This is a genomic window from Streptomyces sp. NPDC012888 (assembly GCF_042900645.1).
Lineage (GTDB): Bacteria > Actinomycetota > Actinomycetes > Streptomycetales > Streptomycetaceae > Streptomyces.
In genome coordinates this window covers 229,516-243,208 of sequence record NZ_JBIBBM010000004.1, presented here as the reverse complement: position 1 = coordinate 243,208, position 13,693 = coordinate 229,516, and the positions used below count along the sequence as shown (strand labels likewise).

The 13,693-nt window shown below is 71.5% G+C and carries 12 protein-coding genes; 5 read left to right on the top strand and 7 right to left on the bottom strand.

All coding sequences use genetic code 11. The features are described 5' to 3' along the window. Positions 1 to 31 precede the first annotated feature (31 nt). Entirely contained in the window at positions 32 to 994 is a 963-nt protein-coding gene (locus tag ACFY61_RS08480) for a zinc-binding dehydrogenase (RefSeq protein ID WP_389468692.1), read from the bottom strand. A gap of 141 nt (positions 995 to 1,135) precedes the next feature. After that, positions 1,136 to 1,531 carry a superoxide dismutase, Ni gene (gene sodN, locus ACFY61_RS08475; protein WP_389468690.1) on the bottom strand — a complete coding sequence of 132 codons (396 nt, stop codon included), beginning with the start codon at positions 1,529 to 1,531 and terminating at the stop codon, positions 1,136 to 1,138. A 161-nt stretch (positions 1,532 to 1,692) separates the two neighbouring features. Between sodN and sodX the strand changes: the two genes are divergently transcribed. Then, a complete protein-coding gene (gene sodX / locus ACFY61_RS08470) occupies positions 1,693 to 2,115 on the top strand; it encodes a nickel-type superoxide dismutase maturation protease (protein ID WP_389468687.1) in 423 nt (140 codons plus the stop codon). Here sodX and ACFY61_RS08465 read toward each other — a convergent pair. Next, positions 2,019 to 2,648 (bottom strand): CGNR zinc finger domain-containing protein, encoded by a 630-nt coding sequence (locus ACFY61_RS08465; protein ID WP_389468684.1) that lies wholly within the window; start codon positions 2,646 to 2,648, stop codon positions 2,019 to 2,021. The two genes, sodX and ACFY61_RS08465, sit on opposite strands and share 97 nt — an antisense overlap. Before the next feature lie 88 nt (positions 2,649 to 2,736). Here ACFY61_RS08465 and ACFY61_RS08460 point away from each other — a divergent pair, with 88 nt between their 5' ends. Further along, on the top strand, positions 2,737 to 3,504 hold the full coding sequence (locus tag ACFY61_RS08460) for a class I SAM-dependent methyltransferase (protein WP_389468683.1): 768 nt from the start codon (positions 2,737 to 2,739) through the stop codon (positions 3,502 to 3,504). 109 nt (positions 3,505 to 3,613) lie between these two features. Here the strand turns inward: ACFY61_RS08460 and ACFY61_RS08455 are convergent, their stop codons facing one another. The 3 genes from ACFY61_RS08455 to ACFY61_RS08445 form a co-directional block, all read right to left on the bottom strand. Then, complete coding sequence (locus ACFY61_RS08455; RefSeq protein ID WP_389468682.1) at positions 3,614 to 4,375, bottom strand: amino acid ABC transporter ATP-binding protein; 762 nt, start codon at positions 4,373 to 4,375, stop codon at positions 3,614 to 3,616. Then, a complete protein-coding gene (locus tag ACFY61_RS08450) occupies positions 4,375 to 5,319 on the bottom strand; it encodes an amino acid ABC transporter permease (RefSeq protein ID WP_389468679.1) in 945 nt (314 codons plus the stop codon). The genes ACFY61_RS08455 and ACFY61_RS08450 overlap by 1 nt, the downstream gene beginning before the upstream one ends. 61 nt (positions 5,320 to 5,380) lie before the next feature. Beyond that, complete coding sequence (locus tag ACFY61_RS08445) at positions 5,381 to 6,340, bottom strand: ABC transporter substrate-binding protein (protein WP_389468678.1); 960 nt, start codon at positions 6,338 to 6,340, stop codon at positions 5,381 to 5,383. A gap of 521 nt (positions 6,341 to 6,861) precedes the next feature. Between ACFY61_RS08445 and ACFY61_RS08440 the strand changes: the two genes are divergently transcribed. Together ACFY61_RS08440 and ACFY61_RS08435 are read left to right on the top strand one after the other, a co-directional pair. Beyond that, positions 6,862 to 8,079, top strand: a complete 1,218-nt coding sequence (locus ACFY61_RS08440) for an NADP-dependent malic enzyme (protein WP_389468675.1) — start codon at positions 6,862 to 6,864, stop codon at positions 8,077 to 8,079. 197 nt (positions 8,080 to 8,276) lie between these two features. Further along, positions 8,277 to 11,237 carry an FG-GAP-like repeat-containing protein gene (locus ACFY61_RS08435; protein WP_389468673.1) on the top strand — a complete coding sequence of 987 codons (2,961 nt, stop codon included), beginning with the start codon at positions 8,277 to 8,279 and terminating at the stop codon, positions 11,235 to 11,237. 49 nt (positions 11,238 to 11,286) lie between these two features. On the opposite strand, the gene ACFY61_RS08430 is transcribed toward ACFY61_RS08435, so the two are convergent. Further along, complete coding sequence (locus ACFY61_RS08430) at positions 11,287 to 11,472, bottom strand: DUF6104 family protein (RefSeq protein ID WP_010061466.1); 186 nt, start codon at positions 11,470 to 11,472, stop codon at positions 11,287 to 11,289. 139 nt (positions 11,473 to 11,611) lie between these two features. Between ACFY61_RS08430 and ACFY61_RS08425 the strand changes: the two genes are divergently transcribed. Beyond that, positions 11,612 to 13,684, top strand: a complete 2,073-nt coding sequence (locus ACFY61_RS08425) for a trypsin-like peptidase domain-containing protein (RefSeq protein ID WP_389468670.1) — start codon at positions 11,612 to 11,614, stop codon at positions 13,682 to 13,684. Positions 13,685 to 13,693 lie beyond the last annotated feature (9 nt).

The window sequence follows — 13,693 nt, the reverse complement described above, 5'->3', positions numbered from 1 at the left end:
ATTGACATGACGGACGGGGGCCCGGCGCGCGTCAGACCGTGAGGACCACCTTGCCGAACAGCTCGCCGGTGGCCAGCTTCTCGAAGCCCTCCCGGGCCCGGTCCAGCGGCAGCACCTCGTCGATGACCGGACGCACACCGGTCGCCGAGCAGAACGCCAGCAGGTCCTCCAGCTCGTCCTTCGAGCCCATCGTCGAGCCGACGACCCTGAGTTCGAGGAAGAAGATCCGGGTGAGCTCCGCGTGCGCCGGGCGGTCCCCGCTCGTCGCCCCCGAGATGACCAGCGTCCCGCCGGGCCGCAGGGACTTGACCGAGTGCGACCAGGTCGCCGCGCCCACCGTCTCGATCACCGCGTCCACCCGCTGCGGCAGCCGCGCACCCGGCTCGAACGCGTCCACCGCGCCCAGCTCCACCGCCCGCTTGCGCTTCGCCTCGTCCCGGCTGGTGGCGAAGACGCGCAGCCCGGCGGCCTTGCCGAGGACGATCGCGGCGGTGGCGACCCCGCCGCCCGCGCCCTGGACCAGGACCGAGTCGCCGGGGCGGACGCCGGCGTTGGTGAACAGCATGCGGTAGGCGGTCAGCCAGGCCGTCGGCAGGCAGGCCGCCTCCTCGAAGGAGAGCCCGGCCGGCTTGGGCAGCACGTTCCAGGCCGGGACGGACACCTGCTCGGCGAAGGTGCCCTGGTAGCGCTCGGTCAGGATCGACCGCGGCTCGTCCGGGCCGACCCCGTGCCCGGTCTGGCCGATGACGGAGTGCAGGACGACCTCGTTGCCGTCCTGGTCGATCCCGGCGGCGTCACAGCCGAGGATCATGGGGAGCTTGTCCTCGCCGAGGCCCACCCCGCGCAGCGACCACAGGTCGTGGTGGTTGAGGGAGGCGGCCTTGACGTTCACGGTCACCCAGCCGGGGCGCGCCTCGGGCGCCGGGCGCTCGCCCAGCTCGAGGCCGCTCAGCGGCTGGTCACGGTCGATACGGGCGGCATAGGCAGCGAACATGCCTCCGCACGCTACCGCCCGGTAGGGCCTGTTGGCAGCGCTTCGTGACGCGGATCGCGTCCCGGGGACGCCGGACACGCCCGAGGGGCCCGGCCGCGGTCGCGGACGGGCCCCTCGAAGTCGTGCTCGACGCGGCAGGGGTCAGGCCTGCTTGGTCTCCCAGAAGATCTTGTCGATCTCCGCGATGAGCTCCAGCGCCTTCTTGCCGGTGGCCGGGTCGTTCGACCCCTTGGCGGCCGAGATGGCCTTCAGGGTGTCGTTCACCAGCTGGTGGAGCTGCGGGTACTTCTCGAAGTGCGGGGCCTTGAAGTAGTCGCTCCACAGCACGGAGACGTGGTGCTTGGCGACCTCGGCGCGCTGCTCCTTGATGATCAGGGCGCGGGTGCGGAAGTCGGCGTCGGTGTTCGCCTGGTACTTCTCCTGGCACCCGACGACCGACTCGATCTCGATACGGGCCTGGGCCGGGTCGTACACGCCGCACGGCAGGTCGCAGTGGGCGGAGACCTTCACCTTGGGGGCGAAGAAGCGGGAAAGCATGGGGGCTGTCCTCCTCGTGATCGTCTTCTCAAGAGGGGAGATTACTCCGTGGGACAGTCGATTTCGCGGGCGCCCCCGGGGGCTTAGGACAAAAGTCCAGGGCCAGGATGGGGGCGGTGAGCGAACGTACGGACGCCGGGCACCGGCGGTGAGGAGGCGGAATGCCAGGTACAGCGCGCGAACAGCGGCGGATCGGTGTCGCGGAGGTGACCGGTCCGTCGATGGCGCCGACCCTTCGGGACGGGGACCAATTGCTGGTCCGCTACGGGGTACGGGTCCGTCCGGGTGACGTCGTCGTGTTGCGGCACCCCTTCCAGCAGGACCTGCTCGTGGTGAAGCGGGCGGTGGAGCGCCGCCCCGGCGGCTGGTGGGTGCTCGGCGACAACCCGTACGCCGTGCCGCCGGGCGACAGCACCGACTACGGTGCCGTGCCCGACGAGCTGGTGCTGGGAACCGCGGTGCTGCGCTACCGGCCGCGGCGGAAGGATCAGACCTCGCCATCGGCGCGGCTCGGCTGGGCGGCCACCGCGGTCCGCCCGCTGTTCCCGGACGCGTCCGCCTCCAGGCGCTTGCGGGCCCGGTAGGCGGCGACGTTGGCCCGGGTGGCGCAGCGGTCGGAGCAGTAGCGGCGGGAGCGGTTGGTCGAGGTGTCCAGGTAGGCGTTGCGGCAGGGCGCCGCCTGGCACAGGCCGAGCCGGTCCGCCCCGTACGAGGTGAGGTGGAAGGCCAGTCCCATGGAGGCGATCGCCGCGTAGCCGGCGGTGGCGTTGGAGGGGTGGTCGGCGAGGTGCATGTGCCAGTTGGGGGCGCCGTCCTCGCCGAGGGTCTCGTGGCCGGAGATCTGCGGGCTGACCGGGAACTCCATCAGCAGGGAGTTCAGCAGGTCGACCGCGAGCACGTGGTCGCCGGAGTCCGCGGCCTCGAAGACGGACCGGAGCCTGCCGCGGACGTTGCGGAAGCGGGTCACGTCCGCGTCGGTGACCCGGCGGGCCATCTGGACGCTGGGGCCGAACAGGGCGCGCACGGCGTCCACCGAGGTCAGCCCGTCCTTGTTGCGGGCCGGTTCCTCGGTGTTGACCAGGCGCACGGCGTAGTCCGAGTAAGAGGCCAGTTCCACTTGTAGTCCTTACGAGGGCGGTCTAAGCTCGGCGTAACGGCCGAGATGTATTCGAGGGTATTACGTTCGTCGTTGCGGAGGGGTTCTGATGACGGAAGCGGTGACCGGATCCGGTACCGACTGGCAGGCCTGGCAGCAGAGCTGGGACCGCCAGCAGGAGTGCTACATGCCCGACCGCGAGGAGCGGTTCCGGGTGATGCTGGACATGGTGGAGGCCCTGGTGGGGCCGGCCCCCCGGGTGCTGGACCTGGCGTGCGGTACGGGAAGTATCACGGCCCGGCTGCTCTCGCGGTTCCCGGAGGCCACCAGTACGGGGGTGGACCTCGACCCCGCCCTGTTGACCATCGCCGAGGGCACCTTCGCCGGCGACCCCCGGGCGGGCTTCGTCACCGCCGACCTCAAGGACCCCCGGTGGACGGAGGCCCTTCCCCACGACTCCTACGACGCCGTGCTGACCGCCACCGCCCTGCACTGGCTGCACAGCCCGGAGCTCGCCGTGCTGTACGGGCAGATCGCCCCGCTCGTCCGCGAGGGCGGCGTCTTCCTCAACGCCGACCACATGCCCGACCCCGCCACCCCGCGGATCAACGCGGCCGACCGGGCCCAGCGGCACGCCCGGATGGACCGGGCACGGCAGGACGGCGCCCTGGACTGGGCCGAGTGGTGGGCGGTGTGCGCCCAGGACCCGGTGCTCGCCGCACCGACCGCCCGCCGGTTCGAGATCTACGGGGAGCACGCCGACGGGGACACCCCGGACGAGGCCTGGCACGCCCGCACCCTGCGCGAGGCCGGCTTCGCGGAGGCGCGGACCGTCTGGCGGTCCCCGTCCGACGCGATGGTGCTGGCCCTCAAGTAGCGCCCATCGAGCAGCGCCGGACCCGCGCGTCCCCGTGGCGTGCGGACCGCGGAACGCCGGAGGGGCGGTACGGGGGTTCCCGTACCGCCCCTCCGGGCCGGCTGGAGACCTACAGGACCTTCGAGAGGAAGGCCTTCGTACGGTCGTGCTGGGGGTTGGTCAGGACCTCGCGGGGGTGACCCGACTCGACGACCACGCCGCCGTCCATGAACACCAGGTTGTCCCCGACCTCGCGGGCGAAGCCCATCTCGTGGGTCACCACGATCATGGTCATGCCCGACTCGGCCAGGTCCCGCATGACGTCCAGGACGTCACCGACCAGCTCCGGGTCCAGTGCCGAGGTCGGCTCGTCGAAGAGCATCAGCTTCGGCTCCATGGCCAGCGCGCGGGCGATCGCCACGCGCTGCTGCTGGCCGCCGGAGAGCTGCGACGGGTAGTTCGCGCCCTTGTCGCCCAGACCCACCCGGTCCAGCAGCTTGATCGCGCGCTCGCGGGCCACGGCCTTGGACTCGCCCTTGACCATGACCGGCGCTTCCATGACGTTCTCTATGGCCGTCATGTGCGGGAACAGGTTGAACCGCTGGAAGACCATGCCGATGTCCCGGCGCTGGGCCGCGACCTCGCTGTCCTTCAGCTCGTACAGCTTGTCGCCCTTCTGCCGGTAGCCGACCAGCTCGCCGTCCACGTACAGCCGGCCGCCGTTGATCTTCTCCAGGTGGTTGATGCACCGGAGGAAGGTCGACTTGCCGGAACCGGACGGTCCGATCAGGCAGAACACCTCACGCGGGGCGACCTCCAGGTCGATGCCCTTGAGGATGTGCGCCGCGCCGTAGGACTTGTGGACGCCCTCGGCCTTCACCATGGCAGTCATCAGGCCACCACCTTGTCGCGGGTCGAGAAGCGGGAGAGGTTCGCCTTGACCTTCTGCCACGGCGTGGGCGGCAGCGTGCGCAGCGCACCGCGCGCGTAGTGCCGCTCCAGGTAGTACTGGCCGACCGAGAAGATGCTGGTCAGGACCAGGTACCAGATGGACGCGACGAAGAACATCTCCATCACGGCGAAGGAGGTGGAGGCGATGTCCTGGGCGGCGCGCAGCAGGTCGGGATACTGCACGGCGACCACGAGCGACGAGGTCTTCAGCATGTTGATGAACTCGTTGCCCGTCGGCGGGACGATCACCCGCATGGCCTGCGGCAGGACGATCCGCCGCATGGTCTGCGTCTGCTTCATGCCGAGCGCGTGGGCGGCCTCGGTCTGGCCCTCGTCGACCGACTGGATGCCGGCCCGGACGATCTCCGCCATGTAGGCGCCCTCGTTCAGGCCCAGACCCAGCAGCGCCGCGAGGAACGGCGTCATGACCTGGGTCATCTCGTCCTTGTAGAACCCGAGGTTCAGGATCGGGAAGATCAGGGCGAGGTTGAACCAGATGAGGAGCTGGACGTAGACCGGGGTGCCCCGGAAGAACCAGATGTAGAACCAGGCGATGGTGCTCGTCACCGGGTTCTTCGAGAGGCGCATCACGGCGAAGACGACGCCGAGCACGAGGCCCAGCGCCATCGACGCGATGCTGATCAGGACGGTGTTGCCGAGACCCGTGAGGATCGACGGGTCGAACAGCTTCTCCGGGACGGTCGCCCAGCGCACGTTGCCCTGCGAGAAGGCGTAGACGAGGGCGACGACCAGGGCGATGACGACGACGCCGCTGACCCACCGGCCGTAGTGGCGGACCGGGATCGCACGGATCATCTCGGGAGGAACGGTCCCGGCCGGCGGGGTGTCCGCCGGGCCGGAGGCCTTGTCGAGCTTGTCAGTCACAGTGACTGCCCTTCAGTGCTGCAAGTACTACGGAGTGGGGGAGGGGCCACTCCGGGGGAGGTCACTGCCCGGCGTTGATCTTCGCCTCGGTCACGGCGCCGGAGCCGGCGTTCCACTTGTCCAGGGCGGCCTTGTAGGTGCCGTCCTTGATGGTGGCGTCGAGGGCGGCCTTGAGGGCGTCGCGCAGCTCGGTGTTCTTCTTGTCGACGGCGATGCCGAACAGGCCGGCGTCGGTCGGGTTGGCGATGGCCTCGAAGTCGTTGCCGCCGCCCGCGGTCTTCGCGATGTACGCGGCGACCGGGGAGTCGTTCAGGTCGGCGACGGCGCCGCCGGCCTTCACGCGGGTCTGGGCCTCGGCGTCGGTCGGGAAGGACTCGACCTTCAGCTCGCCCTTGCCGTCCTTCTTGCACTTCTCGGCCTGGTCCTTGGCGGACTGCTCGTAGGTGGTGCCGCGCTGGACGGCGACCGTCTTGCCGCACAGGTCGTCGAGGGTCTTGATGCCCTCCGGGTTGCCCTTCTTGACCAGGATGCCGGTCGAGGCGGTGAAGTAGTCGACGAAGTCGACGCCCGCACCGGTCTTGGCGCCCTTGTCGTCCAGGCCCTCCTGGCGGGCCTTGGTGTCGGTCAGGGAGGACATGACCATGTCGCTGCGACCGGTCTGCATGCTGCCGATCAGGGTGTCGAAGGTGCCCGACTCGAACTTGAACTGCACGCCGAGCTGCTTGCTCAGGGCCGCCGCGATGTCCGGGTCGACGCCGACGATCTTGCCGCCCTCGGTGAACTCCATCGGCGCGTAGGTCGCGTCCGTGCCCACCTTGATGACGCCCGCGTCCTGGATCTTCTTGGGCAGCTTGGAGAACAGCGGGGCGCTGTTCGCACCGGCCGACGGGGAGGACTTCGTCCCCTGGTCGGTCTGGTCTCCGCAACCGGTGAGGACCAGGGCGCCGGCGACCGCGATCGCGCCGACCGCGGCGATCCTGGACCGGGAGGCGGTCGTACGACGAGTGGTGCTAGCGGTCATGAGCGGTTCCTCCGACGGGGAAGAGAGCATCGATGCGGTCGTGGCACGCACCTTCGAGTGTCGCGACCTTGTGTGATGAGGGGCATCTTGCCATTCGGACCGACGCATTCAGGCTGCTCGTCAGGTCAAAATCGGATAACGGGCGACCCGGTCAGCGCACATCACAGTGGACCAACCGGACCGGCGCCGAAGTTTCTGCCGTGCGACGCCTGTTCGACAGCGATTTCTACGGCTCGTCTCGATCATCGAAGACAGCCTGTTGGACTTTTCGCCGAAATCTGGACAACAGGTTTAGGTTCGAGTCGGAATCGACTCGTCTGGGCGAGTGTTCTTCGGGTAGAACAGATCCTTACACCCCTCATCCGGGGCTCTGGGCGCGTGTGCGGCGCGCCCGCGCGTACGAACCTCCCCTTCGCGGAGACGGGCCAACCGTCGATGCGGAGCACGGACGCGGTGCCCGCCCACCCCTTAACCAGGAGTGGTCACCCTCAATGATTCAAAGACTTAAGGGGCCAAGAGAAGTGGCAGCGGAGATCGTCAATCCTCGCAGCGACAGCGACAGCGAGAACGACGTGACGGACAACAACCCGGATGCGGTCTTCGCACTGCACCGGGGCGGCAAGATGGCCGTGCAGGCGACCGTTCCGGTCCGGAACAAGGACGACCTGTCCCTCGCGTACACGCCCGGCGTGGCGAAGGTGTGCACCGCCATCGCCGAGCAGCCCGAGCTCGTCAACGAGTACACCTGGAAGTCCAACGTGGTCGCCGTCGTCACCGACGGCACGGCCGTGCTCGGACTCGGTGACATCGGGCCGGAGGCCTCCCTCCCCGTGATGGAGGGCAAGGCCATCCTCTTCAAGCAGTTCGGTGGGGTGGACGCGGTCCCGATCGCGCTCGCCACCAAGGACACGGACGAGATCGTCGAGACCGTCGTCCGTCTCGCGCCGTCCTTCGGCGGCGTGAACCTGGAGGACATCTCCGCCCCGCGCTGTTTCGAGATCGAGCGCCGCCTGCAGGAGCAGCTGGACATCCCGATCTTCCACGACGACCAGCACGGCACCGCCATCGTGACGCTGGCCGCCCTGCGGAACGCCGCCAAGCTCACGGGTCGCACCCTCGGCGACCTCCGGGCGGTCATCTCCGGCGCGGGCGCGGCGGGCATCGCCATCGCCAAGATCCTCGTGGACGCCGGCATCGGCGACGTGTGCGTCACCGACCGCAAGGGCGTGGTCGCCGCCGACCGCACCGACCTGACGGACGTCAAGGCCGAGATCGCGGGCCTCACCAACAGGACCGGTCTCACCGGCTCCCTGGAGTCGGCCCTGGCCGGCGCCGACGTGTTCATCGGCGTCTCCGGCGGCACCGTGCCGGAGGAGGCCGTGGCCACCATGGCCGAGAACGCCTTCGTCTTCGCCATGGCCAACCCGAACCCGGAGGTCCACCCGGACGTCGCGCACAAGTACGCGGCGGTCGTGGCCACCGGCCGGTCGGACTTCCCGAACCAGATCAACAACGTGCTGGCGTTCCCCGGCATCTTCGCCGGCGCCCTCAAAGTCCGGGCCACCCGGATCACCGAGGGCATGAAGATCGCCGCCGCCGACGCCATCGCCGGCGTCGTCGGTGACGAGCTCGCCGCCGACTACGTGATCCCGTCGCCGTTCGACGAGCGCGTCGCCGAGGCGGTCGCCGCCGCGGTCGCCGCCGCCGCCAAGGCCGACGGCGTCGCCCGCCTGGCCTGAAGCACCACGGGCGGCCCCCGGCCGGATCCTCCGGCGCTGCCGGCTGATCCGGCCCTGAACCAGACGTCGGCCTCCACGACCTCATCCCGGTCGTGGAGGCCGACGTCGTCTTTCGGGCGGCTTCCACGTACAACCAAACGGCCCCCTGGTGGGTCACCAGTACGGATCAACCGATCGTTCCGACCAGTGGGGGAATCTTGTTCCATCGCCGGACGTCGGCCGCGATAGCCGTGGCCGCCGCTCTCACCACGCTCGCCGTCCCGCTGACGGCAGCCCCGGCCTTCGCGGCCGACGCCCCGGAACCCGGGGCGGAACTGGTCCTGCCGGCCCCGAAGCACATGGAGATCGGCGGGACCACGCTCCACGCCGCCACGTCCCAGGGCGTCATCCGCGGTCACGGGATCCCCTCCCGCTTCACGCCCTTCGGACAGGACACCAGCGTCGAGTTCGACGCCAAGGGAACGGACCGCGTCTACGGCACGGGCACCGACACCATCGCCCTCCACCAGCAGGCCACACGCACCGTGATCCTGCGGGACGGCCACGCCGGGGCGGAGGAGTCCTTCGTCCTCCCCGCGAACCTGACCCTGTACGCGGTGACCGGCCGGAAGGCCGTCGCCGTGGACTGGACGGTGAGCGGTCGGGGGAGCGTGCACCTGCTGTGGCTGCAGGACGGGCAGCTGCGGGACCGCGAGCTCGCCGTCGTCTCCGGCGTCCAGTCCCACCACTCGAACAGCCGCGGTGTCCTGTTCGTCCACGACAGCCAGAGCCCGAAGGAGCTGTGGATCGACACCACCGGGGAGGGGCGAGCGGTCCCGCTGGGGTCCAAGCTCCCGCCGCCCCTCGTGGTGGGCGACTACCTGATCCGCACCAACCCGCTCGACTTCGAGGTGTACGACACCCGCAAGGACTTCACCACCCCGATCCACCGGTTCCCGAGGTCCTACAACGGCTTCCACGCGGTCGGACTCGTCGGAAGCGAGCTGCTGATCACCGACTACACCCGGGAGATCAAGGCACTCGCCGGGGACGGCTCACGGCGCGTCCTGGGCAAGTTCGAGGTGGACATCTACCGCCCCCGCCTGACGCCGGCGCCCGGAAACCGCCTGCTGGGCCTGGCCGTGCGCGAGGACCGGAACTGGTTCGACATCCACGAGTTCAAGGCGGACGCGGAGGGCAGGGCCCAGGCCGTCCGCGTCTCCGCCGTCGCTCCCCAGCCGGTCGAGATCGCCGACCTGGCCGTGGAGAACGGCCGCCTGCACACGGTGGAAAAGGTGCCGAGTGCCTGGGGCGTCGACATGCCGCACTCCTCCGACCTGTTCCGGACCCGCACGCTCGACCACGCGGACCCGGCCAAGGAGGCCCGCCCCGCCGCCGTCCGGACCACCACGCTGCGGGAGATCGACGAGCTGGTGTCCAACGGCGCCGACCGGCTCCTGTACATGCACCCCGACAGCAAGAAGCTGGCGGAGAAGCGGTTGGACACGTCCTCGTCGTACAAGCCGATCACGAGCGACACCGTGATGCTGCCGAACTCGCTCCAGGCGACCGGCCGGTACGCCGCCTTCCGCACGGCCGCGCCCGGCAACCCGGTGGAGGTGCACGACCTGCTCACCAACACGAAGGGCCGTGGCTTCCCCGCCCCCGGCGGCGCCTTCGCCCTGTCCGGCAGCGCCCTGTGGCGGAACACGGCGACGGCCGGCACGGTGGAGGCGCTCGACGTCCGCACCGGGGCCGTGCTGCGCACGGACAAGCCGGCCGGCTGCGCGATCAAGGAGATGCAGGCCTTCGCCGCCTCCCTGTACTGGAAGTGCGACACGGAGTCCGGCGTCTACGACACCGGGACCAAGACCTCGGTCAGGCTCCCGGCGTACGACGGGACGGCCCGGCTGGGCCAGGGCTTCGTCGCGTTCACCGACGGCCCGGCCCTGAAGGTGGCGGACGTCAAGGGCGGCACCGGCGTGCGGGAGATCGCCCGGCCGCTCACCACCCGGCCGGGCAAGGGCTGGGCGGTCGACCGGTTCACCGGCCGGATCGCCCATGTGGACGAGGCGCACGCGGTGCACGTCAGGTCCGCCGGCGTGGCGGCGCCCCTCGGCGTGTACGACCAGGCCGCCCCCACCACCGCCGAGCTCGGCGCCGGCCGGACCTGGACCCCGTCCTGGTGGCTGACGAAGCCGGCCGCCTCCTGGACCCTGACCCTGACGTCGAAGGCCACGGGCGCGTCGGTCCTCGTCCGCACCGGCTACGAGACCCGCGGCGCGATCACCACGTCCTGGGACGGCCGGGACGCCTCCGGGCGGAACGTCCCGAACGGGGCGCACACGTGGACGCTGACGGTCAAGCCGGCCGACGGCCAGGGCCCGGAACTCAAGCGCGCCGGCTCGGTCACGCTGACCGGCAGGGCGGCCCACCGGGACTACACCGGTGACACCCGCGGCGACATGTTCACCCGGGACTCCAAGGGCGGCCTCCAGCTGCACACCTCCTCCGGCCCGCAGAACGCGACGGGCTGGCCGGCGACCTCCACCGCCGTCCCCTTCGGCGACATGAACGACGACCGGGCGAACGACGTCCTGGTCCGCGACGCCTCGGGCCTGCTGCGGGTGTACCTGGCCGCGCCGGGCAAGCCCGTCTCCCCCCGCACCCCGTCGAAGTACATCGGGTCGGGCTGGGGGCAGTACGACGTGCTGACCCTGCCGGGCGACATGACGGGCGACGGCCGTGGGGACCTGATCGCGCGCCAGGCGACCACGGGTGACATCTACTTCTACGCACAGGACGGCGCCGGCGGCTTCAAGCCGCGGGTGCGGATCATGCTGAACTGGAAGCTGTACAAGCACGTGCTCGGCGCGGGCGACCTGAACGGCGACGGCGTGGGCGACCTGCTGGCGGTCGACGGCAACGGCACGATGTGGCGCTACGACGGCGTCAAGGGAGGCACGGTCAAGCCGCGCGTCCAGGTCGGCCCGGCCGGCTGGCTGTCGAAGCGCTTCCAGTTCGCCGGTACCGGAGACGTCACCGCCGACGGCAAGCCCGACCTCGTCTCCCGTGACGTCTACGGAAACCTGCTCCGCAACGCCGGCACCGGCACCGGCGGGTTCGGGCCGACCTTCGGCATGCGCACGCCCATGGGCGGATACGTGAGCATCCACTGAACCGGTGCCGGCCCCCACGACCCGGTCGTGGTCGTGGAGGCCGGCGCCGTCACTCGTCCTCGTCGTCCTCGTCGTCCAGGCGCGCCAGCCAGGTGGCCAGGCGCTCCACCGGAACCTCGAAGTCCGGGTTCAGGTCGACGAAGGTCCGGAGCTGCTCGGCGAGCCACTCGAAGGTGACCTCCTCCTCGCCGCGCCGCTTCTCCAGCTCCTCGATGCCGCGATCGGTGAAGTACAAGACAGGCTCCATGGGTCATGGGTGATTCCCGGCCAGGATAAGCCGGGTCCGTCGCGGATCTCCCCTCCGGCCGGGAAGGGGGTCTAGCCTGCCGTTACGGGCAACGGGGCGGCACGGGCAGTCGTGGGGGAGGGCCGGCATGGGCGACGGGCGCACGTGCGATCCCGCGCGCGCCTTCGAGCTCCTGGAACCCCTGGTCCGCGCCGCCACCGTACGCATCCACGCCCCGTCCGACGGGTATGGGAACCCGGGGGCCGGCGACACCTGGGGGAGCGGCTTCTTCATCGCCCCCGGCTGGGTCCTGACGTGCGCGCACGTGGTCGGCGAAGGGGGTGGTGGGTCGGTGCGGCTCACGGGCCGGGAGATCGGCATCACCTTCCACGCCGGGGACGACGCCACCGGGACCGTCCACGGCCGGGTCGAGTGCGTCCTTCCCGACGAGGACGAACCCCCGCCGCGCGCCCCCGCCGGCCCGTACGGGCGGACCGCCCGCGGCGGCGGACTGTGGCCCCTGCCCGACCTGGCGCTGGTCCGCGTCCTCGCCCCCGTCTCGCACGCCTGCGCATGGCTGTCGGACCGGCCCCGGCCCCGGTTCGGGGAGGTCGCCTACTTCGGCTGCACCGACGAGACCGGCCGGCCGGAGATCACCGGCCGGCCCACCCGGCTGCGCGGCGCCCTCGGCCGGCAGGCCGCGCTCCGGCTCGGCGCCGAGGACGAGATCGACCCCGGCATGTCCGGCGGCCCCGTCGTCGACCTCGCCCGCGGCGAGGTGGTCGGCGTGGTCAAGGCCCGCCGCCGCGACGGCGGCGGCGGACTGGCCGTGGCCGTCACCGAGCTGCGGGACCTGCCGGCGGCCGCCCGCGGCCGGCCCGGCCTCTACCGCCGGGTGATGCAGGGCCACGACCTCCACCACTACGACCAGCACCTCAGCGACCTCAACACCCGCCGCACCTGGACCGACGTCCACGACGAGCTGTCCGGCCCCGAGCCCTTCCTCAGCCGGCGGCGGCTCACCGCCGCCGAGCGCACCACCCTGCGCGGACTGCTCGCCGAGCTCCCCGCACCCGGCTCCTGTGAAGCCGTCCAGCAGCTGGTCGAGGCCGCCCGCGGCGAGGACCGCGACCCCAGCCTCAAAGCCCCGCTGACCTGGCGCGACGGACTCGGCCTGCTCTACGACCCGCCCCCCGACGTGGTCACCGAAGCCGTCGCCATGCTGCGCTACGCCACCGACGTCAGCACCGCCGACCACCGCGAGCCGCCCTCGCCCGGAGCCGACGACGAACTGTGGGACTGGGTCCGCGGCACCGCCGAACGCCTGTCCCGGCCGCTGCGCCGCGAACTCGGCGAACGCTACGAACACGGCCTCGCGGCCCGCGAACGCCGCCGCCGCGCCCGGGCTGCCCGGCCCGCGCCCGGTCCGGTCCGCCCCCGGCACCTGCTGCCCGCCGGCCCCTCCGTACTGGTGGAAGCCTGGGCCCACACCTGGGAGGACGTCTGCGACTGGCGGGTCTCGGTCCTGCTCGGCCCCGAGCGCGTGGACCCGGTGGACTCCGGCGTCCGGACCACCCCCGCGGACCTGCCCGCCGCGTTACGGGCCCCCCTCGCCGAGGCCTTCCGCCGCTGCGACACCCACGAGGCCCCCGCCCTGCTGGAGGTCGCCGTGGCCCCCGAACTCTTCACCCTGCCCGTGGACGAGTGGACCGGGCCCGGCGGCGTCCCGCTGGGCGTGCAGCGCCCGGTGGTGTTCCGCTACCCCGCCGCGCCGCCGCCCGCCGAGGCCGAGCGCGCCGTACGCGCCGAGCGCTGGGCCCGGGTACAGGGCGGGCAGCTCCAGGTCGAGCGGGCCGACTGCGCCCGCGGCCGGCCGCGCAGCCCCTCGTACGCCTGGCTGCACGCCCTGCCCGGGCACACCGTGCTCGTGCACTGCCGGCTCGGCGGGCTCCACGAGGACCGGGAGGCCGGCTACGGGGTCGCCGTGACCCGCCGGCCGCCGCCCGGCCCGGCCGGGTCCTGCGCCCCCTTCCACCGGGGCGTGCGCGAGGAACTGGCCGAGGCCGGCCGGGCCGGACCGCTGCCGCTGCGGCTCCAGGCCCTGCGCGGCCGGGCGTACGGCCGCGACCCCGACGCCTACTGGGCGGCCGGGGTCGGCCTGGTATGGGAGGACCCGGACCGCCCGCTCCCGTTCGACGAACCCCTCCAGGGAGACCTGTGAACGGGCCCC